This window comes from Vibrio sp. Vb1337 (genome assembly GCF_033338715.1).
In the GTDB taxonomy this organism is placed as follows: Bacteria; Pseudomonadota; Gammaproteobacteria; order Enterobacterales; family Vibrionaceae; genus Vibrio; species Vibrio alginolyticus.
Window position 1 is genome coordinate 127,062 of sequence record NZ_JAWOTD010000003.1, and the last position, 18,365, is coordinate 145,426.

Genomic DNA, 18,365 nt, shown 5'->3' on the forward strand with positions numbered 1-18,365 from the left:
CCTATGTTTCACACTGTTCAACAAAAATTACTGTTGATGCCCAGCGGTAAAAAAAGCTTGTTATCTACCGGATTAAAAACCGCAATCACGCGTGTGTTGAGTGCGCTATTTGCTTTTTTACTGACTCTGATTGTATCGAAGACCAGTGACGCTTCGACGGCCGGTCAATTTTTCTTTTTATTCAACCTAGTCTCGCTACTCGCTATCGTTTCTCAGCTAGGTTTTGATGTCTCGTTAGTTCGTTACAATGCGATCGCTTTTAATAACAAAGAGAAGCTTGAACAAAGCCAAAACTATAAAACCGCACTTTATCGAAGTATGGCATTTTGCTTGCTCGCCATAGGCGTTTTGTTGGCAGGGTTTAATCTGTTTCCAGAACAGCTAAACCAGACTCAATCACCAATGTATGCGATTACTTTATGCTTGCTTTGCATACCTTTCTTGGTGCTTGCGCAAACCAACAGTCGGGTGCTTCAAGCATGTAGAAAAGTTGTATCATCTCTGTTTGCGTTGCAGCTTGGGGTAAGCATGTTGATGGTCATTTTTGTCTTTGCCCTAGACTATATCGGTCAGCAAAATATCAACAATCTAATGACCGCACTGCTTTTAGCGAGCATAGGTGTCGCGGTCATATCTAGTGCCAATTGGCTTGGCTCAGATCAATATCAAACATCGGCTTTCGTACCAAACAAAAAAATGGTCTCTTCTGCCAAGCAAGTCTGGGTTGGCAGTATCTTCACGAATGTTCTTCAATGGGGAAGCCTTGTTATTACGGGCTTTTTTATCTCAACAGCGGAACTCGGTTTGTTAGCCGCAGCCCAACGTACATCACTACTGATTGGCTTCGTGCTGATTACCATTAACTTTGTGGTCGCCCCGATGTTTGCCTCTCTCTACAAAGAGCGTCAAATGCGCAAACTGCAGAACCTGAGCCGCTTGGCGTGCCGAGCTAATGTTGGTTTAGCGATTGTACCCGTAATTATTTGCACCCTCTTCCCCGAGTTTGTAATGCAGTTTTTTGGTGAGGAGTTTCTCGCCGCGGCGCCACTATTAGTCGTCCTTTCTCTGGGGCAGTTAGTCAATGTTGCGACTGGTTCAGTAGGTTTTTTATTATTAATGAGTGGTCATGAGAGAACCATGAAATACATTACAATTTCCTCCGGTACGGTGTCCATCTGCCTACTTGTTACGCTTTGCCAAATGTTTGGGGTGATTGGTGCAGCGTGGGCAATGGCAATTGGCATGGCTATCCAGAATTTAGCTGCACTGTACTTTGTAAAACGTTACTTAGGCTTCTTTCCAATAGGTTAATTATGGCTTTAATACTGGCACGCACGAGTTTTGTTTTAGTCCTGATGCTAACCGCTTCACTCTCTTTGTGGAAAAGCTCTGACCTACACCATACTGCTTACCTGCAAATGGAAACCTACTTAGGCGGATCAAGTACGCTTCACTTTACTTTCAGTTTATTGATCGGCTTTTTATCGGTCTTCACGTTCCCTTCTCTGGTGAGCTCGAATAAAACCGACGTTTTTGGGATTCGTCTTTTGCTACTGCTGTTGGCTATCGTTTCAATGGAAGAAATAAGCCAACTTTTTATTCCAAATCGATCATTTAGTTTTGATGATCTCAGCACCAACTGGATAGGCGTTATCTCAGGTTACTTTAGTGCCAAGTTAATTCGCTTCATCCGCACTCGATCGTTCTAGTAATACAGGAATCTCTGGGGGATTTGGGTATATAATTACGCCAAACAACCAGACTAACGAGTACATCATGCCATCTCATCCAACCAAGATTACTTTTTTTGAATTCTTAACCCCGTTGATCACGTCAGGCAAAAAGACGATAACGATTCGAGATGAATCAGAAAGCCATTACGTTCCCAATACAGAAGTCGAAGTTTTTACCTTAGAAACGGATCGTAAAGTCTGCGATATCAAGATACGTTCTGTAGAACCACTTCACTTTGAAGATATTAATGAGTTTCATGCAGAACAAGAAGCCATCGAACTACCAAAACTCAAGCAGTTAATTCGAGAAATCTACCCAAATACCGACACGCTCTTTGTTATTGAGTATGAGCTGATTAAATAACCCACAACAAATACTAGACGACTGGTCTAATTCATTCTATAGTACACTCCATGAACGCAAAGACGAATGACACACGCCAACATATTCTCGACGTCGGATACGAGTTGATCGTAAACCGAGGGTTCACGAGTGTTGGTCTTTCAGAGCTATTAAAAAAGGCCGCAGTGCCAAAAGGCTCGTTTTATCATTACTTCAAATCCAAAGAACAATTTGGTGAAGCGATGATTCAAGACTACTTTACTAAGTATTTTGAGCGTTTAAACGCACGCTTTACCAATACTGAACTGAGTGGCTACCAACGCCTAATGAGCTATTTCGAAGAAATGGTCAAAGTAGAAGACGACGTGTGTAATGCGAACAAATGTTTATTGGTTAAGTTAAGTGCAGAAGTCTCCGATCTCTCTGAGTCAATGCGCTTGGCATTACGCCAAGGAGCAGACAAAACCATTCAAGCGATAGCGGATTGCATTGACATCGGCATTCAAGATGGCTCAATCCCCAATGGTGACAGTGCGTTATTAGCAAGGCAGATATACTACCTTTGGAATGGCGCTAGCTTGCTGAACAAACTTTATCAAGATCAGGCAGCATTGACGCAAAGTCTGACCTATACTCAACACTTACTGCAGAATACACGCACTTGCCCATAACGGGCGGCGTGGAAGAGAATGAACACCCTACACACGTTTCACTGTCAGAAAAAGCGTCAGTGTTAACACAGTAAACCTTCCCGCTTTAAATAAGCGGGATATTTTGAAATAAATACTAGACGACCGGTCTAATCAACAAGTGAGATAGATATGACTAACGCAACAAATCGCAGAATCGTACTCGCGTCACGTCCCCATGGTGCACCGACACAAGAAAACTTTCGTTTAGAAGAGGTAACGAAACCGACTCCGAAAGAGGGTGAAATGCTATTGAGAACGGTTTATTTATCTCTAGATCCATACATGCGTGGTCGCATGAGTGATGCCGAATCATACGCTGACCCTGTTGCAATTGATGACGTAATGGTCGGTGGTACAGTTTGTCAGGTAGAAACATCAAACCACCCAGATTACGAAGCGGGTGAATGGGTTCTTGCCTACACTGTTGGCTGGCAAGACTACGCTATCTCAACTGGTGAGATGGTCATTAAACTTGGTAAAGAACCGCAAAACCCTTCTTACGCGTTAGGCGTTGCAGGTATGCCAGGATTTACCGCGTACATGGGTTTACTCGACATTGGTCAGCCAAAACCAGGGGAAACCATCGTGGTAGCAGCTGCTACGGGGCCTGTAGGCGCAACAGTTGGTCAAATTGGTAAAATCAAAGGTTGCCGAGTTGTTGGTATAGCAGGCGGAGAAGAAAAATGCCGTTACGCTAAAGAGGTGCTTGGTTTCGATGAGTGTATTGATCACAAAGCTGAAGACTTTGCAGAACAACTGAAAAATGCCTGTGACAAAGGTATCGATGTTTACTTCGAAAACGTAGGTGGCAAAGTATTCGAGGCTGTAATGCCACTTCTGAATACAAATGCGCGTATCCCACTTTGTGGTTTGATTTCTCAGTACAACGCGACAGAGCTGCCTGAAGGTACCGACCACCTTCCATTACTAATGGGTAAGCTCCTGACCAAACGAATCAAGGTGCAAGGCTTCATCATTTTTGATGATTACGGACATCGTTACGGTGAATTTGCGCAAGATATTAATCAATGGTTGGCAGAAGGAAAGATCCAATACCGCGAACATCTAGTACAAGGACTGGATAATGCGCCAGAAGCATTCATCGGTCTGTTGGAAGGTAAGAATTTCGGCAAACTTGTAGTACAGATTAACGACCCATTATAAAAAGGGATATGTAAATGATTAAACTTCACCACCTCAATCAGTCTCGTTCAAAGCGCATCATTTGGTTACTTGAAGAGCTAGATGTAAATTACGAGATTGTACCCTATGTCCGTGATTCCGTGACCTTCATGGCACCGCCAGAACTAAAAAGTGTTCACCCATTAGGAAAGTCACCTGTTCTTGAAGATAACGGCGAGATTATCATTGAGTCAGGTGCAATGACCGAATATTTGATTGAGAAATACAGTGACGGAGCCTTTGCTCCTGAGCGTGGTACAAAAGCACACACAGAATATTTGCAATGGATGCACTTTGCAGAAAGCTCTGCAATTTTACCTATGCTGCTAAAAATCTTCGTAAGCAAAGAGCCAAATGAAACTCAGTTTTTATCAGGCTATGCCGACAAGGAAGCAATGAATGTACTAGGCTACTTCGAGCAATCCTTAGAAGGCAAAACTTACCTAGTAGAAGAGCGTCTGACTGGCGCAGACATCATGATGTCTTTCATTGTCGAATTGGTTCAAAAGTTTGGTTTAGTTAATCACTTCCCTAATATTGAACGTTATGGGAAACAGCTCGCGACACACCCAGCATTTGCAAAAGCTGAACAACTTGAAGTGAAGTACTCTTAATTACTTCCCCCCTTTCGCCCCTTTGATGACACGTAAAACTTCATTTAAGGGGCGATATTACTAGCATCGCAGACACGCTAACTGGATAGCGCTCCCCCCAGTCAATCGCTTTCGATAACGTCGATTGTTATGTCAATCAAGCTAATGTAGTAAATTTCTGATTCTAATATAGTTTCGACCATAGTCACCATCTATTGAATTGATAAGCAATATCAGTTTTCTCCCCCAGCTTTTCCGTAATAACCTCCTCTACAGTTTCTAAGGTATTGAACCCTGGAGGGGGAAGAAAAATGACAAACAAGAAATTGACTACAGCAGCAGGTTGCCCTGTCGCACATAACCAAAACGTTATGACTGCAGGTCCTCGTGGCCCTCAACTATTACAAGACGTTTGGTTCCTTGAAAAATTGGCACACTTTGACCGCGAAGTGATCCCTGAGCGTCGTATGCACGCAAAAGGTTCTGGTGCTTACGGTACGTTCACAGTAACGCACGACATCACAAAATACACTCGCGCTAAGATCTTCTCTGACATCGGCAAAAAAACAGAACTATTCGCTCGCTTCACTACTGTAGCTGGTGAGCGCGGTGCAGCAGACGCAGAACGCGACATCCGTGGTTTCGCACTAAAATTCTACACTGAAGAAGGTAACTGGGACTTGGTTGGTAACAACACACCAGTATTCTTCCTACGTGACCCACTAAAATTCCCAGACCTAAACCACGCAGTAAAACGCGACCCTCGCACTAACATGCGTAGCTCTACCAACAACTGGGATTTCTGGACATCACTACCAGAAGCATTCCACCAAGTGACTATCGTAATGAGTGACCGTGGTATCCCAGCTTCTTACCGTCATATGCATGGTTTTGGTAGCCACACATTCAGCTTCATCAACGCAGAAAACGAACGTTACTGGGTGAAATTCCACTTCAAAACTCAACAAGGCATCAAGAACCTGACTGACCAAGAAGCAGAAGCCATCGTAGGTAAAGACCGCGAAAGCCATCACCGTGACCTTTACGAAGCGATTGAGCGTCAAGACTTCCCTAAATGGAAGATGTACGTACAGATCATGCCTGAGTTAGAAGCGGATGAAGTCAACTTCAACCCATTCGACCTAACACGTGTATGGTCTCAAAAAGACTACCCACTGATCCCAGTTGGTGAGTTCGAACTGAACCGTAACCCAGAAAACTTCTACGCAGAAGTTGAGCAATCAGCGTTTAACCCAGCAGCAGTTGTACCTGGTATCGGCTTCTCTCCAGATAAGATGCTACAAGGTCGTCTGTTCGCTTACGGCGATGCTCAGCGTTACCGTCTAGGTGTGAACCATCATCAAATCCCAGTGAACGCACCTCGTTGCCCTGTTCACAGCTACCACCGTGATGGCGCAATGCGCGTTGATGGCAACTTTGGTTCAACACTGGGTTACGAGCCAAACTACAAACAAGAATGGGCAGAGCAACCAGATTACTCTGAGCCACCTCTACGCATCAATGGCAACGCTGATCACTACGATCATCGTGTAGACGAAGACTACTTCAGCCAAGCGGGTGACCTATTCCGTCTGATGAGCGAAGAGCAACGTCAAACTCTGTTCGATAACACAGCTCGCGCAATGGACGGTGTGCCAGAGTTCATCCAACAGCGCCACGTTCAACACGCATACCAAGCGGACGAAGCGTACGGCAAAGGTCTTGAAATTGCACTAGGCTTAAACAAGTAAGCGAACGCTGCAATCATTACACTGCGTGATTTAAAGACGAAAAAAGGAGGTGCTCTACAGCACCTCCTGATTTCAAATCACTAATCCTTAATCACAAGTCACAAACCATGCTCAAGGAGATTCATTATGATTAACTTAGATTTCTTTAAGCTCTTTGATACCAAAGAACTGTTTATCTATTACTGATTCATCAACTACTGATTTTTAGCTACCGCTTTGATCAGTACTGATGTATCCATGCGACCTAAACCATCACGTTGAAGGTCTGCGTATTGCTCATCCACTTTCTTAGTCAGTGGAAGTTCTAGACCCACTCGCTCAGCTTCTTGCAGACAGAAACCTAAGTCTTTGCGCATCCAATCAATAGCGAAGCCAAAATCGAACTTGTCTTCAGCCATCGTATTTGCGCGGTTTTCCATCTGCCAAGAACCTGCAGCGCCATGCTTAAGCGTTTCTACAACTTGAGCGATGTCCAAGCCTGATTTTTGTGCCAGCAACAAAGCTTCACTCAGACCTTGTAAAACGCCTCCAATACAGATTTGGTTTACCATCTTACAGCGTTGACCCTGACCGTTTTCACCCAGTAGCGTCATCTGCTTCGCGTACACATCCATCGCCGGAGACACACGGTCAAAAATGCTTTGTTCACCACCACACATGATGGTTAGAACACCATTTTCTGCGCCTGCTTGACCACCAGAAACTGGCGCATCAATGAAGTGATTACCATACTTAGCACACGCTTCAGCCAGCTCAACCGCTAGGTCTGCAGAAGTGGTCGTGTGATCGACTAGCACTGCGTCCGCTTTCAAGCCGACCAGAATGCCCTCTTCACCGTAAACAACGCTACGAACGTCATCATCATTACCCACACAGGTAAAAACGATGTCACAGCCTTCTGCCGCTTCACGTGGTGTTTCACAAGCTACGCCTTGGTATTCTTCAGCCCATTTGTCGGCTTTCGCTTTTGTGCGGTTGTATACTTTGGTTTCAAAGCCCGCTTTACTTAGGTAACCAGCCATTGGGTATCCCATCACACCCAGACCAATAAATGCTACTCGTTGTTTTTCCATTGCACGCTTCCCTTAGTTCACCTGACTGAAATGTTTCGTAACATGCTACTAAAGAATTGAAATCATTACTCGTGATTTCTCTTTCCTCGGTCTCGATGATCCTGCATTGCAGTCCGTTTATTGCGCCTTCTACACCCCTTTACTTGACGATTAGCGTAACAGTCAAAGCACTTACAAAGGTTCACTACTGCTTAGCGTGGAACATCGCTTGCCCACTCTTGTCTTTATTCGACCAGAAATTGATGTTGAACTGAGCATCATCGCTCATCTCAATACGGTGCCAGTACTGCGGTGGGCTGGTAGCAAACTGGCCTGCATTAATCACCACCACTACTTCTGCTTCTGTTGCGTGTTCATCAGCAAAGCCGTAGTAGGTCACTTGCCCTTCCATGACGCACAGCTGTCCAAACACTCCCTCAGCGGTATTGTGATGAGTCAGCAGCGCTGCTGGCACATTGTCTTTAGTGAAGAAAGGCGTTGAACGTTGAACAGTCCAGTCTTTGGGAATTCGTAGATGCGACATAATGATACCCTCTCTAATTACAATTCTTTTCGTTTAAATCGGTTAAGCCTGCGCGGCTTGAGACAACTCTCGAAGTAATGGAAATGCTTGCGTAACTTGCTCTCCCGTCACGACGAAGCCCATAAGTCGGCTATTTTCATCTTCTGCCTTAGCGGCAATGCCTGTTTGAGAAATCTGCACGATCCAGTTCGTCACCGAACTAAAATCGCCTGCCAATTGAATTGGGTAGCTCGGCGTTTTCACCTTTACCATCATAGGCGGTAGTTTCAGCTCTGCTTCTTGCCCTAGTAGCTGTTTGCCCAAAGCATTGGCACTTAGCACGATCGGTTGGAGGTACGGCATCATTCGACCTTGGATCTCAGCACAATCGCCTAATGCAAATACATTAGCTACTGATGTCTGTAATCGAGCATCCACCTCGATGCCTTTGTTCACGCTCACCCCACAAGCCTTCGCTAACCAAGTGTTAGCACGTAAACCCGCCGCTGAAATCACTACATCGGCTTCGATTGCTTTACCTTTGCTCAAGCTTGCCACCAGCGAATCATCTGAGTGATTGATCGCAACTACCCCAGTCTCCAAGGCAAGTTGAATACCTTGCTGCTTAAGTTGGTTTTCGAGCGGCAATGCGATGAATTCAGGAATCAAGTTAGCGAGCAAACGGGAATTTGGCTCAACCACCGTAACCGCTTTACCACTGGTTGCGAGATCCATGGCGATCTCGACGCCGATCAAACCACCACCCATTACTAGAATTCGTTCCGCACGGCTGATTTGCTCTTCCGCTAATTGATATTCTTGTAGCGAGTTCAGCGTTATCACCTCAGGTGCTGCATCGCCAGATATTGGCGGCACAAAAGCTTTCGCGCCTGTCGCAAACACCAGTTTGGAGTAAGGATAGGTTTGGCCGTTGGCGACCACTTGCTGAGCTTGCACGTCGACATGCTCAATCATGGTATGGGCGAGCAGTTCGATGTTGTGTTCCTGTGCGAACGCCTCACCACTTTTAACTACCAAGTCTTGGGCGGTTTGCTTGTTGCTGAATACATGACTCAAATCAGGCTTGTTGTATTCCGCGCCATCATCAGCAGTAAACACTTGCAGCGGAATATGTGCGTCCATTCGACGCACTGTTTTCACCAATTGGTAAGCCGCAAAGCCGCTACCAATAATCACAATAGGTGCTTGCATATTCGCCCCCTTACCCGTTGTATTCGACAAAGACGTCTTTACCCAAGTGACATTCTGGGCACAAGAAGTAATCTGGCACTTCAGACCATGCCGTACCCGGTTCAACGCCTTGATTAGGCTCGCCTTTAGCTGGGTCGTATACCCAATTACAAACGGTGCAAACCATGCATTGGCAATCTGCAGGATGCGCCTCGGCACTAGGGTTGCTAGGAGCAGCATCTACTACCGCTTGTGTTGCTACTTGTGCAGCGGGTTGTGATTGAACTTGTGGTGCAGACGCAGCAATCGCCGGAGCAAGAACAGGACTAGTCAGGTCATGCTTTGCCCACAATTTCGCGATGTTCTGACCATGTTCGCGACATTCACGCATCGCTTTACCATCTGGTCGCCATTTTGTTTTCAAGCTCACTGCGGTTTCAAAGCCTGCGTCAGTCAATCGAGCATGGATACGATCCACCGCACCACCGTTCCAACCGTAGCTACCGAACGCAGCGGCTTTCTTCGCCTTAAAGCGCAGACCGGTAATTTCTTCTAGCATGCCTGCGATCTTCGGCATCATGACGTTATTCATGGTAGAAGAACCAACCAAGATGCCTTTTGAGCGGAATACGTTGGCGAGAATTTCATTCTTATCATGCTTAGAGACATTAAAGACTTTGACCGCCACGCCAGGGTCGACATCGTGAATGCCTTGCGCAATGGCATCGGCCATCATTCGAGTGTTGTTTGACATTGAATCGTAGAAAATCGTAATGCGATCTTCTTGATAATTGTCTGCCCATGCTAAGTATTGCTCGATGATTTGAACCGGATTATCGCGCCATACAATACCGTGTGACGTGGCGATCATGTCGACAGGCAAATTGAAGCTCAGCACTTCTTTGATTTTAGCGGTTACCAAGCTGCTGAATGGCGTTAAGATGTTTGAGTAGTAACGCAAACACTGTTCCATCAACTCATTTTGATCCACTTCATCATTGAATAAGCGTTCATCGCAGTAGTGCTGACCAAATGCGTCGTTACTGAATAACACTGCATCGCCCGTTAGGTAAGTCATCATACTGTCCGGCCAATGCAGCATCGGCGCTTCCACGAAGACCAATTGCTTACCGTTACCAATATCAATGCTATCGCCCGTTTTTACGGTTTTGAAGTTCCACTCAGGATGGTGATGATGACCCACAATCGAATCAATCGCCGCTTCTGTACAGTAAATTGGCGTGTTCGGAATCTTCTCCATCAATGCCGACAATGCGCCTGAGTGATCTTCTTCAGCATGGTTTACTACGATAAAGTCGATAGACTTAAGGTCGATTTCCATTTCTAAATTTTGGATGAATTGTTGACTGAATCGATGATCGACCGTATCAACCAATACGGTTTTCTCTTCACGAATTAGATAACTGTTGTAGCTGGTACCTTTTGTCATTTTGTATTCTGTACCGTGGAAGTCTTGAACTTCCCAATCGCGTTGACCTACCCAGTGAATGTTGTTTTTTACGTGAATTGTCATAATTACTACCTTGAATGACGGGATAAACAAAAATAATTTCTTCTTGTATTGCACTGGGCGTGCCAACTTTTAATTACTATATATTTCAAAACCTTAATTAAAAATCAACTTTAACAAGTGTCATTTAGACACAGTTGAAAATTGTCATTAAGACACTACAATAGTCATATTGACACAACTGGTATTGGCTATGACTTCTTTAATCGCACAATGGCTACACATCACGCAAGACCTTAACTCGGCGCTCACTCAACAGGCTCGCTTCGATACGTTATTAACCACGATTCGAGATGTATTGAAGTGTGACTCTTCTGCCCTTCTTTTGTATGAAGACCAGCACTTTAAACCTTTAGCGATCAATGGATTGGCGAAAGAAGTGCTTGGACGCCGTTTTTCCATTGAGCAGCACCCAAGATTAGAAGCCATTGCCCGAGCAGGCGATATCGTGCGCTTTCCCTCCGACAGCGACTTACCTGATCCATACGATGGCTTGATTCCAAACCACGATGACAAACTGCATGTCCATTCCTGCATTGGTTTACCTCTGCTGATCGACGATCAACTGATTGGTGCCATTACGATTGACGCCTTCGACCCCAATCAATTTGATGGGCTACGCAACCAAGAGTTACGTTTTGTCAGCGCGTTGGCAGCAGGTGGCCTACACACTGCACTCCTACTAGAACAACTAGAGACACAAGCGAGCCTGCCACGTGACTCTTACGCTGAGAAACGCACCTTGAGCAACGAAATCATTGGCAACTCTCAGGGAATGAAGAATCTTCAAGAGCAGATTGATGCAGTCGCCGATACGGAATTGTCCGTGCTGGTCATGGGCGAAACGGGCGTAGGTAAAGAGTTGGTTGCCAGCGCTATTCACCATCGTTCTAGCCGCTCGAACAATACCTTGGTTTACCTCAACTGTGCAGCGCTGCCCGAATCGGTCGCGGAAAGCGAGTTGTTCGGACATATCAAAGGCGCATTTACGGGCGCAATCAGCAATCGTAAAGGTAAGTTCGAACAAGCCGATGGCGGCACACTATTTTTGGATGAAGTCGGCGAACTGTCGTTAGAGCTGCAAGCCAAGTTACTTCGAGCTCTACAATATGGAGACATTCAACGTGTGGGTGATGACCGCCATATTCGAGTCAACACACGCATCGTCGCCGCCACAAACCGTATATTGCATGAAGAAGTGACTGCTGGTCGCTTCCGAGCCGACTTGTATCATCGTTTAAGTGTCTTCCCGCTTCATGTTCCACCTCTTCGTGAACGTGAAGACGATGTGGTATTACTCGCAGGCTTTTTTGCCGAACGCTTAAGAAGCAAATTGGGATTGAACAGCATTCGTTTGTCCCCCACTTTAGTGCAAGCACTCAAAGACTATTCATGGCCAGGCAACGTGCGAGAGCTTGAGCATGTAATTAAACGTGCCGGTGTTTTGGCAAAAGCACGTACTCACGCCATGGACATTGAGTTGGTTGAGCAAGATTTTGATATTCGAACGCCGAATCAGAACATCAAGAACGTTGAAGAAACGGAGCAAAACTCTCGGCTTGAGCTACCAGAAGGTGGATTAAAGCCTGCCACAGACGCCTTCCAAAAAGCGATGATTGTTCGAGCACTGGAAGAAAACCAAGGCAACTGGGCAGCAACGGCACGTCAGCTTGAATTAGATAACGGTAATTTACACCGGTTAGCAAAACGCCTAGGGATAAAATAGACACTAACGAATATCACCTAATATGGCATATTCATCGCCAAATAATGTGCCTGATGCCCAACCGCGCACTCAGCCCACCATAAGTAGTGAGCTGAGTGCTCAGATAGAATAGCCACCTAAGTTTGACGGTATTTTCTTCTAAATTTTATTGTCTTGAACCACCTCACAGATTTAATAACCCTTAACAATAAACACAATAATAGTTAAGGTATTTTTATGAGCTAGATCTAATAAAATTAAATATATAGTATTTATTTTAAGAATTTAAACTTTCAAAGTTCATCATAATAAATACAACCTCTATATATACACTTTACCTTCAAAAAACATCAAAATATAATCCCTTCGATAAAAACACTTAAATGAATTTAACTGTATAAAAGTGAGGAGAATAAAATATGGGATATGGGGCGACAGTATATTCATTAGATACTGAAAAGGTTTTTAACGTACTAAAGAATGAGCGTAATCCAGAGCTAGAAAAAGCCATCATGGAAAGGTGTCAAGACTCCTTTAAAGTGATTAATGAAATGCTGGAAAGTAGTGGCGAAAGCATCCGAGCTGAAGAGCTTCTTATGCAAATGTTGTCTGAAGAGATAAAATACAGTCACTTAGGTTACGCCTATGCTTACTTGCTTGAAGCTATATGTAAGATAACTGGTTATTACTTATCCAATAACTCTTGGTATCCTTGCGATGTAAACGATTTCTGCGATATTCCATTCACTAATACCGATTATCCTATAAAATTCCCATTCCCTGACGATTTCCCTGTTGTTTTTATGATAAAAAATCAAGATATTCACCAAGATAACGTTGACTTCGGAGGCTTATCAGAGCAACAAATATCTGAAGTCAAGAGCTGGTACACTCATGCAGTCGTAAACAATCGTGACTTGGTATTATTTTATTATTAATTTCAACTATTAATAAATTATCCAATAGTTAAAATAACAATAGAATATTAATAAAACTCTAGCTTATATTAAGATAGAGTTTTATCTATTTAACTGAAATTTTTCTAATTTTAAAAACATTATATTTCACACCTAGTTTATAGACTCTGTGTATAGTGTGTTCAGAGGCAATGTGAACTCATAGGATCAAAATCAAGTTCTAATTTTTAGAAGAAAAACCGATCTGCTTGTGTCAAAATGCGCCATCCCAACCAAAAAGTCTTAATGTAATGAACTACCAAGCTGCTATTTTTGATATGGATGGTTTGCTCCTTGATACTGAGCGCGTCTGTATGCATATTTTCCAAGAAGCATGTGAAGCCCAGAACCTACCCTTCTATAAAGATGTTTACCTTTCAATCATTGGTCGCAATGCAGCGGGCATTGAAGTGATTTTTCGTAAAGCTTATGGGGATGATCTTGACCGCTTACACCAAGAGTGGCGCGACCGTTACGACGCTGTGGTTAAGCACCAAGCGATACCGGTAAAAGAAGGGGTGATTGAGCTGCTTGAGTGGTTGAAAGGCCAAGGGTTGCCAATTGCAGTCGCCACTTCTACAGCAAAAGAAGTGGCACAGAAGAAGTTGGAGTTAGCGGGCCTAAGCAAGTATTTCGACAACTTAACGACAGGCTGTGAAGTGTCACACGGCAAACCTGATCCAGAGATCTACCTGCTTGCAGCAAGTCGTCTAAGCGTAGATCCAACCAAATGTCTCGCCTTTGAAGATTCAAATAATGGCGTACGTGCTGCGGTAGCAGCGAACATGATCACTTATCAAATTCCTGATTTGGTTGAGCCTTGTGACGAAATAAAGCAATTAGGCCATACTGTCGCACCTTCACTGCATGATGTGTTGCACACGTTAAAGCAAACTCGCTAGGCCTACTTGTCGTCTGTTATCTAGAAGCTCAGCAATTTAGCTGAGCTTCTTTCTTGAAACCTCTCCAATACCGTAAAACCAAACAATTCTGCCACCCGTTTAGAGAGATTATTTTCACCTTAACTCTGGCTAATCACGACTTTTGATTTAACTCACGCAATCGCATGAAATAAGGCATTTGAGTGATCAAATAGCGGAACTGACCAGTACAAGCTTGCAACAAAACGTCAATATACCGATTGAAGCACGTTTTTGGAGTGAAAATTGGCTGATAATGAGAACTATTGGATAAGATCAATCCAAGTCAGCCTAAAATACAAAATGGAGAGTGTTATATGTCTTTACGTTTATTAGCAACAACCTTCGCATTAGTAGGAATGAGCTTTGGTGCCCAAGCCAGTGCCGAGTGTGAAGTGTCATTAGATGCTAACGATATGATGCAGTTTTCTACTAAAACATTGAGCGTACCAGCCACTTGTAAAGAGGTAAAACTAACGCTGAATCACACAGGTAAGATGCCAGCGCAATCGATGGGTCACAACGTGGTCATCTCTGACACAGCCAACCTACAAGCAGTCGGTACTGATGGCATGGCAGCTGGAGCAGAAAATAACTACGTAAAACCAAATGATGATCGCGTCTACGCTCACACAAAAGTAATTGGTGGCGGTGAAAGCACCAGCATTACGTTCAGTACTGAGAAAATGAAAGCCGGCGGTGACTATTCATTCTTCTGTTCGTTCCCGGGTCACTGGGCAATCATGCAGGGTAAATTTGAGCTAAAATGAAAGATTTAGCCAAGCCAAAAGAAGACTCATTATAGGGAAGCCAAGGCTTCCCTTTTTGATAGATAAAATAGCAATTGAGAAAGGTCTAACACGTCTGGAAACGTGACCAAGAAACATAGCAAGTATGAAACCCTTGCTCCATTGAGATTAAGTTCTTTTGCGAAAAGTTATGGTTAAAAATCAGATTTTTATTTTGCCTTTCCGAAACACAACTAAATGATAAAAGTCATTTAATACCATGTAACTCTTTCCAGTTTCCTGGATGAACCACATAGCCGAACAGAGCATGCCCACCATAAACCAATTCAGTCCCTTCCGGTATCCACAGCATCTGACCTGGGTGCACAAAATGTGTTTCACCATTTGCGGTCAGCTCGAAACAGCCTTCAATCACGAAAATAACCTCATCATAAAGCACTGTCCAAGCCACTTTAGCGCCTTCCCATTTAGCAAAGCCTACGCCTATGTTTGGTGAAATTTCTGGGCTTAACGCCCTGGCAACATACGCCATTCCTGGCGTATCACCACGAACATTGAAATCTAGACTTTTACTATCAACAAGTTTGACTGGCTTCATAATTCACTCCGGCTTTGCCATTTTGCTAATTGGATACGCGTTTTTACTCCCAAACCTAAAAAAGGCTCTGGCGGATTCAAACAAGGCATTCCTGTCACTTGCTGTATGTCATCCAATGATTTAGATGTCGCACCAACGACATAGTCAGCTAACAGTGTTCCAGAAATGGTTCCCCACGCAGCACCAACACCATTGTCACAAGCGCTGGCATAAACACCTTCATCTAATTGACCGAAAAAGTTAGTAAAGTTACGAGAGATTGCATACACCCCACCCCATGTGTGAGTAAATGGTACGTCGGCCAGCTCGGGATAACGCGCCAGAAAGACCTGACGATGATCGTCGCGAATTTGTTCTCTGACTTTATCGTTCAAGCTTGAGCCATATTTCGGCACGTGTTTGTAAGTATTGCGGATCAAAATACGTCGATCGGCGGTCATACGTAACGTCGTTCCCGCATGATCAGCTGGAGTTAACCCCCAATTCAACTCACCTCCGTATCGTTGCATTTCTGCGTCGGTTAATGGACGCGTCCAGCTTGCAAACGTCATCACTGGAAGTAGTCTGTTTTTAAGATAACCAAACTCCCGAGTAAAAATGCTGGTCCCAAGCAGCAGTTCAGGGGCTTCAACAGAGCCACTATCTCCATGTAATACCCAGCAACCGTTTTCTTTACTGAGCTTGCGGATTGGCGAGTTCTCTAACACCTCGACGTTCTCTGGAAGGCTTTCCCCTAGCCCACGCACCAAAGCAGCAGGTTGCATTAAATAACCACCTGGCGTGTAAATTGCGCGGCTGTAGTAGTTTGTTCCCAAGACTCTCGCCAGCTCACTGCCATTAACATGGAAGTATGGTTCGCCAAGGTCTTTCATTAGGTGCTCAAAGTGATCGAGATACGCTTCACCGCGCGCCCCTACGGCTCCTTGATATTTGCCCTTTGCTGACCACTGACAAGAAATACTGTGCTTCGACACTAAAGTGTTTAGCTGAGCAATCGCAGAACGGTTGAGTGATAATAACTTTTGCTTGTGCTCAGGGTCGGGATGCTCAAGTGAAAACTTATGAGGCAAATCGATAACAAAGCCCGAATTTCTTCCTGAAGCCCCTTGGCCGATACGTTGCGCATCAATCAGTATAATTCGTGCATTAGGCATAAGTTCAGCTATACGTCTTGCCATAGCTAGGCCTGCGAAACCGGCACCTAACACGGCATAGTCAGCACTTTGTTTACCTTTTAACGCCGATTTTTCTGGAATACTTGGCAACGCATGGTACCAACCACACGTCACGTCATCATTGGGTAAATGAATCATCTTTTTTCTCCGCTACGCTGCTGACAGTTTCAATGACAATTGATCTAGCCAAGGGCCGCGTAATGACTGTACTTTTCTTCCTAGCAACGCAAAACCGAGCATTGCTCCTTCTGGTGAATAAAACGCAGCGGTCAATTCATCTGCTTGGTTCTCGATGTACCATTGTCCCTGTTCTTCAGCGGCTACCGGGAAAATCGTGAGTGGAAGAATCGGCGTTTTTACAATCACTGGAGTTGGTGTTAACGAGATAGGGGCGACATCGCCTAGCAAGCTTTTCGCTACAGAAGGGATCATTTGATTAATCGGTGCAATATAGGGCTGCCAACCTTGCTCAGTTTCAACACAGTCACCTAGCGAGTAAATATTCTCATCACTCGTCTGGCCGAATTGATTCACTTTAATGCCACGGCCCACTTCGAGCCCTGCTTGCTCAGCCAGAGAAACATTTGGCTTGAGTCCAACCGCGCTCAGCACTAGATCTGCTTCAATCTGCTTGCCACTGTTTAGATGTAAAACCGCACTAGATTCCGACCTTGGTTCGATTCTGGTGATACTGTCTTGTAGAGCCCATTGCACGCCTCGATCGGCAAGTGCGCTTTGTAATGATTCACCCAACTGTTGCGGGATCAAACGCTCCATTGGCCATTGACCCAACCCGATAACTGTTACTTCATAACCGCTTTCGATCAGATCATTTGCGAACTCACAGCCAATTAAGCCATCACCTAGGATCGCGATGCGCTTTTTGTCTTGCAGCTCCGCTCTGAAACGGCGGTAATCAACTAAGTCGTTCACACTCATAACCCAAGAGCGATCGCCCTCAATTGGGATTTCAATCGGTGATGCACCTGTTGCCAGTACCAAGCGGCTGTAGGCGTATTTACCGATGGAGGTATGTAACGTTGAATTGGCACGATCGATCTGTTCAACACGGGTATGCGGGTAAACTCGGATATTGAGACGGCTTTCCCACTCCAACGCGCTCTCACTTTGTAGCGCGTCGCCGTCTTTATTCATGACCAGTGCATTAGACAATGCTGGTTTGCTGTACAAAGCGCCATCATCAGCGGTAAAGATGGTGATAGCAACCGTCTCGGATTGTGCTCTAAGTGCCGCCGCCAACTGGTAACCACTGTGGCCACTACCGATGATAACGATAGGGTCATTTGAGAATACAGGTTGAGTAACTTCAGATGGAAGAGGCTGAGCCGTATTTGGCTGAACAGACGCTTCTACCGACACCGAAGACACCGCTGCAACCTCTTCTAGTGGCGCATCGTCGGTAATTTCGATCATTTCAAAATCGGCCTTACCCACTAAACAGTCAGGACATAACCAGTCATCCGGTACATCTTCCCATGCTGTTCCTGGTGCAATGCCATCGGATGGCCAACCTTGTGCTTCATCATAGATTAAGCCGCAAATAATACAGAGCCACTTTCTCATCACTTATACTCCAACTACCTTGTTCAGAATTTCCGTGTTTACAAACCGCTGTCAGATTTGTTGTGATTCCATCAACCTCGCCCTAGC

Annotated in this window: 18 protein-coding genes and 1 pseudogene; 11 read left to right on the plus strand and 8 right to left on the minus strand. The window is 44.8% G+C overall.

Features of this window, described 5'->3' with window-relative positions; translation table 11 throughout:
- Nucleotides 1-3: 3 nt before the first annotated feature.
- The 7 genes from R7E42_RS04335 to R7E42_RS04365 all read left to right on the plus strand — a co-directional run bounded on the left by R7E42_RS04335 (nucleotide 4) and on the right by R7E42_RS04365 (nucleotide 6,294).
- On the plus strand, nucleotides 4-1,311 hold the full coding sequence (locus R7E42_RS04335) for an oligosaccharide flippase family protein (protein WP_021707644.1): 1,308 nt from the start codon (nucleotides 4-6) through the stop codon (nucleotides 1,309-1,311).
- A gap of 2 nt (nucleotides 1,312-1,313) precedes the next feature.
- Nucleotides 1,314-1,709 carry a VanZ family protein gene (locus R7E42_RS04340; protein ID WP_053350073.1) on the plus strand — a complete coding sequence of 132 codons (396 nt, stop codon included), beginning with the start codon at nucleotides 1,314-1,316 and terminating at the stop codon, nucleotides 1,707-1,709.
- A gap of 67 nt (nucleotides 1,710-1,776) precedes the next feature.
- The gene (gene yqfB, locus R7E42_RS04345) at nucleotides 1,777-2,097 is read left to right on the plus strand and encodes a N(4)-acetylcytidine aminohydrolase (protein WP_005385855.1); all 321 of its coding nucleotides are present in this window, start codon (nucleotides 1,777-1,779) and stop codon (nucleotides 2,095-2,097) included.
- A 50-nt stretch (nucleotides 2,098-2,147) separates the two neighbouring features.
- Nucleotides 2,148-2,747, plus strand: a complete 600-nt coding sequence (locus R7E42_RS04350) for a TetR/AcrR family transcriptional regulator (protein WP_005385858.1) — start codon at nucleotides 2,148-2,150, stop codon at nucleotides 2,745-2,747.
- 150 nt (nucleotides 2,748-2,897) lie between these two features.
- A complete protein-coding gene (locus R7E42_RS04355) occupies nucleotides 2,898-3,932 on the plus strand; it encodes an NADP-dependent oxidoreductase (RefSeq protein ID WP_005375239.1) in 1,035 nt (344 codons plus the stop codon).
- Nucleotides 3,933-3,946: 14 nt separating this feature from the next.
- Nucleotides 3,947-4,564 (plus strand): glutathione S-transferase family protein, encoded by a 618-nt coding sequence (locus R7E42_RS04360; RefSeq protein ID WP_005375238.1) that lies wholly within the window; start codon nucleotides 3,947-3,949, stop codon nucleotides 4,562-4,564.
- Between the two features lie 290 nt (nucleotides 4,565-4,854).
- A complete protein-coding gene (locus R7E42_RS04365; protein WP_017821260.1) occupies nucleotides 4,855-6,294 on the plus strand; it encodes a catalase in 1,440 nt (479 codons plus the stop codon).
- Between the two features lie 194 nt (nucleotides 6,295-6,488).
- On the opposite strand, the gene R7E42_RS04370 is transcribed toward R7E42_RS04365, so the two are convergent.
- The 4 genes from R7E42_RS04370 to norV all read right to left on the minus strand — a co-directional run bounded on the left by R7E42_RS04370 (nucleotide 6,489) and on the right by norV (nucleotide 10,594).
- Entirely contained in the window at nucleotides 6,489-7,367 is an 879-nt protein-coding gene (locus R7E42_RS04370; protein ID WP_005375233.1) for an NAD(P)-dependent oxidoreductase, read from the minus strand.
- 184 nt (nucleotides 7,368-7,551) lie between these two features.
- A complete protein-coding gene (locus tag R7E42_RS04375) occupies nucleotides 7,552-7,890 on the minus strand; it encodes a DUF1971 domain-containing protein (protein ID WP_054701793.1) in 339 nt (112 codons plus the stop codon).
- A 42-nt stretch (nucleotides 7,891-7,932) separates the two neighbouring features.
- Nucleotides 7,933-9,081, minus strand: a complete 1,149-nt coding sequence (norW, locus tag R7E42_RS04380) for an NADH:flavorubredoxin reductase NorW (protein WP_169628850.1) — start codon at nucleotides 9,079-9,081, stop codon at nucleotides 7,933-7,935.
- A gap of 10 nt (nucleotides 9,082-9,091) precedes the next feature.
- On the minus strand, nucleotides 9,092-10,594 hold the full coding sequence (gene norV / locus R7E42_RS04385) for an anaerobic nitric oxide reductase flavorubredoxin (protein ID WP_169628849.1): 1,503 nt from the start codon (nucleotides 10,592-10,594) through the stop codon (nucleotides 9,092-9,094).
- A 190-nt stretch (nucleotides 10,595-10,784) separates the two neighbouring features.
- Here norV and norR point away from each other — a divergent pair, with 190 nt between their 5' ends.
- From norR to azu, 4 genes are all read left to right on the plus strand, one after another.
- The gene (norR, locus tag R7E42_RS04390; RefSeq protein ID WP_169628848.1) at nucleotides 10,785-12,317 is read left to right on the plus strand and encodes a nitric oxide reductase transcriptional regulator NorR; all 1,533 of its coding nucleotides are present in this window, start codon (nucleotides 10,785-10,787) and stop codon (nucleotides 12,315-12,317) included.
- A 398-nt stretch (nucleotides 12,318-12,715) separates the two neighbouring features.
- On the plus strand, nucleotides 12,716-13,234 hold the full coding sequence (locus R7E42_RS04395; RefSeq protein ID WP_005375218.1) for a hypothetical protein: 519 nt from the start codon (nucleotides 12,716-12,718) through the stop codon (nucleotides 13,232-13,234).
- Between the two features lie 269 nt (nucleotides 13,235-13,503).
- The gene (locus R7E42_RS04400; RefSeq protein ID WP_005385872.1) at nucleotides 13,504-14,154 is read left to right on the plus strand and encodes an HAD family hydrolase; all 651 of its coding nucleotides are present in this window, start codon (nucleotides 13,504-13,506) and stop codon (nucleotides 14,152-14,154) included.
- Nucleotides 14,155-14,489: 335 nt separating this feature from the next.
- Complete coding sequence (gene azu, locus R7E42_RS04405) at nucleotides 14,490-14,942, plus strand: azurin (RefSeq protein ID WP_005375211.1); 453 nt, start codon at nucleotides 14,490-14,492, stop codon at nucleotides 14,940-14,942.
- Nucleotides 14,943-15,168: 226 nt separating this feature from the next.
- Here azu and R7E42_RS04410 read toward each other — a convergent pair whose 3' ends face one another.
- From R7E42_RS04410 to R7E42_RS04425, 4 genes and pseudogenes are all read right to left on the minus strand, one after another.
- Nucleotides 15,169-15,519, minus strand: coding sequence for an ethanolamine utilization protein EutQ (locus R7E42_RS04410; protein WP_033906751.1), 351 nt, complete (start codon nucleotides 15,517-15,519; stop codon nucleotides 15,169-15,171).
- On the minus strand, nucleotides 15,516-16,832 hold the full coding sequence (locus R7E42_RS04415; RefSeq protein WP_169628847.1) for an NAD(P)/FAD-dependent oxidoreductase: 1,317 nt from the start codon (nucleotides 16,830-16,832) through the stop codon (nucleotides 15,516-15,518). The genes R7E42_RS04410 and R7E42_RS04415 overlap by 4 nt, the downstream gene beginning before the upstream one ends.
- 12 nt (nucleotides 16,833-16,844) lie before the next feature.
- The gene (locus R7E42_RS04420) at nucleotides 16,845-18,128 is read right to left on the minus strand and encodes an NAD(P)/FAD-dependent oxidoreductase (RefSeq protein WP_238842803.1); all 1,284 of its coding nucleotides are present in this window, start codon (nucleotides 18,126-18,128) and stop codon (nucleotides 16,845-16,847) included.
- A pseudogene (locus R7E42_RS04425) lies at nucleotides 18,117-18,278 on the minus strand (rubredoxin); the annotation flags it as partial. The gene R7E42_RS04420 and the pseudogene R7E42_RS04425, both read right to left, overlap by 12 nt.
- Nucleotides 18,279-18,365 lie beyond the last annotated feature (87 nt).

What these genes read in the sequence shown, in the direction of transcription:
- R7E42_RS04335 (WP_021707644.1), top strand. Translation starts at nt 4, where the DNA reads ATGTTTCACACTGTTCAACAAAAATTACTGTTGATGCCCAGCGGTAAA.
- R7E42_RS04340 (WP_053350073.1), top strand. Translation starts at nt 1,314, where the DNA reads ATGGCTTTAATACTGGCACGCACGAGTTTTGTTTTAGTCCTGATGCTA.
- yqfB (WP_005385855.1), top strand. Translation starts at nt 1,777, where the DNA reads ATGCCATCTCATCCAACCAAGATTACTTTTTTTGAATTCTTAACCCCG.
- R7E42_RS04350 (WP_005385858.1), top strand. Translation starts at nt 2,148, where the DNA reads ATGAACGCAAAGACGAATGACACACGCCAACATATTCTCGACGTCGGA.
- R7E42_RS04355 (WP_005375239.1), top strand. Translation starts at nt 2,898, where the DNA reads ATGACTAACGCAACAAATCGCAGAATCGTACTCGCGTCACGTCCCCAT.
- R7E42_RS04360 (WP_005375238.1), top strand. Translation starts at nt 3,947, where the DNA reads ATGATTAAACTTCACCACCTCAATCAGTCTCGTTCAAAGCGCATCATT.
- R7E42_RS04365 (WP_017821260.1), top strand. Translation starts at nt 4,855, where the DNA reads ATGACAAACAAGAAATTGACTACAGCAGCAGGTTGCCCTGTCGCACAT.
- R7E42_RS04370 (WP_005375233.1), bottom strand. Translation starts at nt 7,367, where the DNA reads ATGGAAAAACAACGAGTAGCATTTATTGGTCTGGGTGTGATGGGATAC.
- R7E42_RS04375 (WP_054701793.1), bottom strand. Translation starts at nt 7,890, where the DNA reads ATGTCGCATCTACGAATTCCCAAAGACTGGACTGTTCAACGTTCAACG.
- norW (WP_169628850.1), bottom strand. Translation starts at nt 9,081, where the DNA reads ATGCAAGCACCTATTGTGATTATTGGTAGCGGCTTTGCGGCTTACCAA.
- norV (WP_169628849.1), bottom strand. Translation starts at nt 10,594, where the DNA reads ATGACAATTCACGTAAAAAACAACATTCACTGGGTAGGTCAACGCGAT.
- norR (WP_169628848.1), top strand. Translation starts at nt 10,785, where the DNA reads ATGACTTCTTTAATCGCACAATGGCTACACATCACGCAAGACCTTAAC.
- R7E42_RS04395 (WP_005375218.1), top strand. Translation starts at nt 12,716, where the DNA reads ATGGGATATGGGGCGACAGTATATTCATTAGATACTGAAAAGGTTTTT.
- R7E42_RS04400 (WP_005385872.1), top strand. Translation starts at nt 13,504, where the DNA reads ATGAACTACCAAGCTGCTATTTTTGATATGGATGGTTTGCTCCTTGAT.
- azu (WP_005375211.1), top strand. Translation starts at nt 14,490, where the DNA reads ATGTCTTTACGTTTATTAGCAACAACCTTCGCATTAGTAGGAATGAGC.
- R7E42_RS04410 (WP_033906751.1), bottom strand. Translation starts at nt 15,519, where the DNA reads ATGAAGCCAGTCAAACTTGTTGATAGTAAAAGTCTAGATTTCAATGTT.
- R7E42_RS04415 (WP_169628847.1), bottom strand. Translation starts at nt 16,832, where the DNA reads ATGATTCATTTACCCAATGATGACGTGACGTGTGGTTGGTACCATGCG.
- R7E42_RS04420 (WP_238842803.1), bottom strand. Translation starts at nt 18,128, where the DNA reads ATGATCGAAATTACCGACGATGCGCCACTAGAAGAGGTTGCAGCGGTG.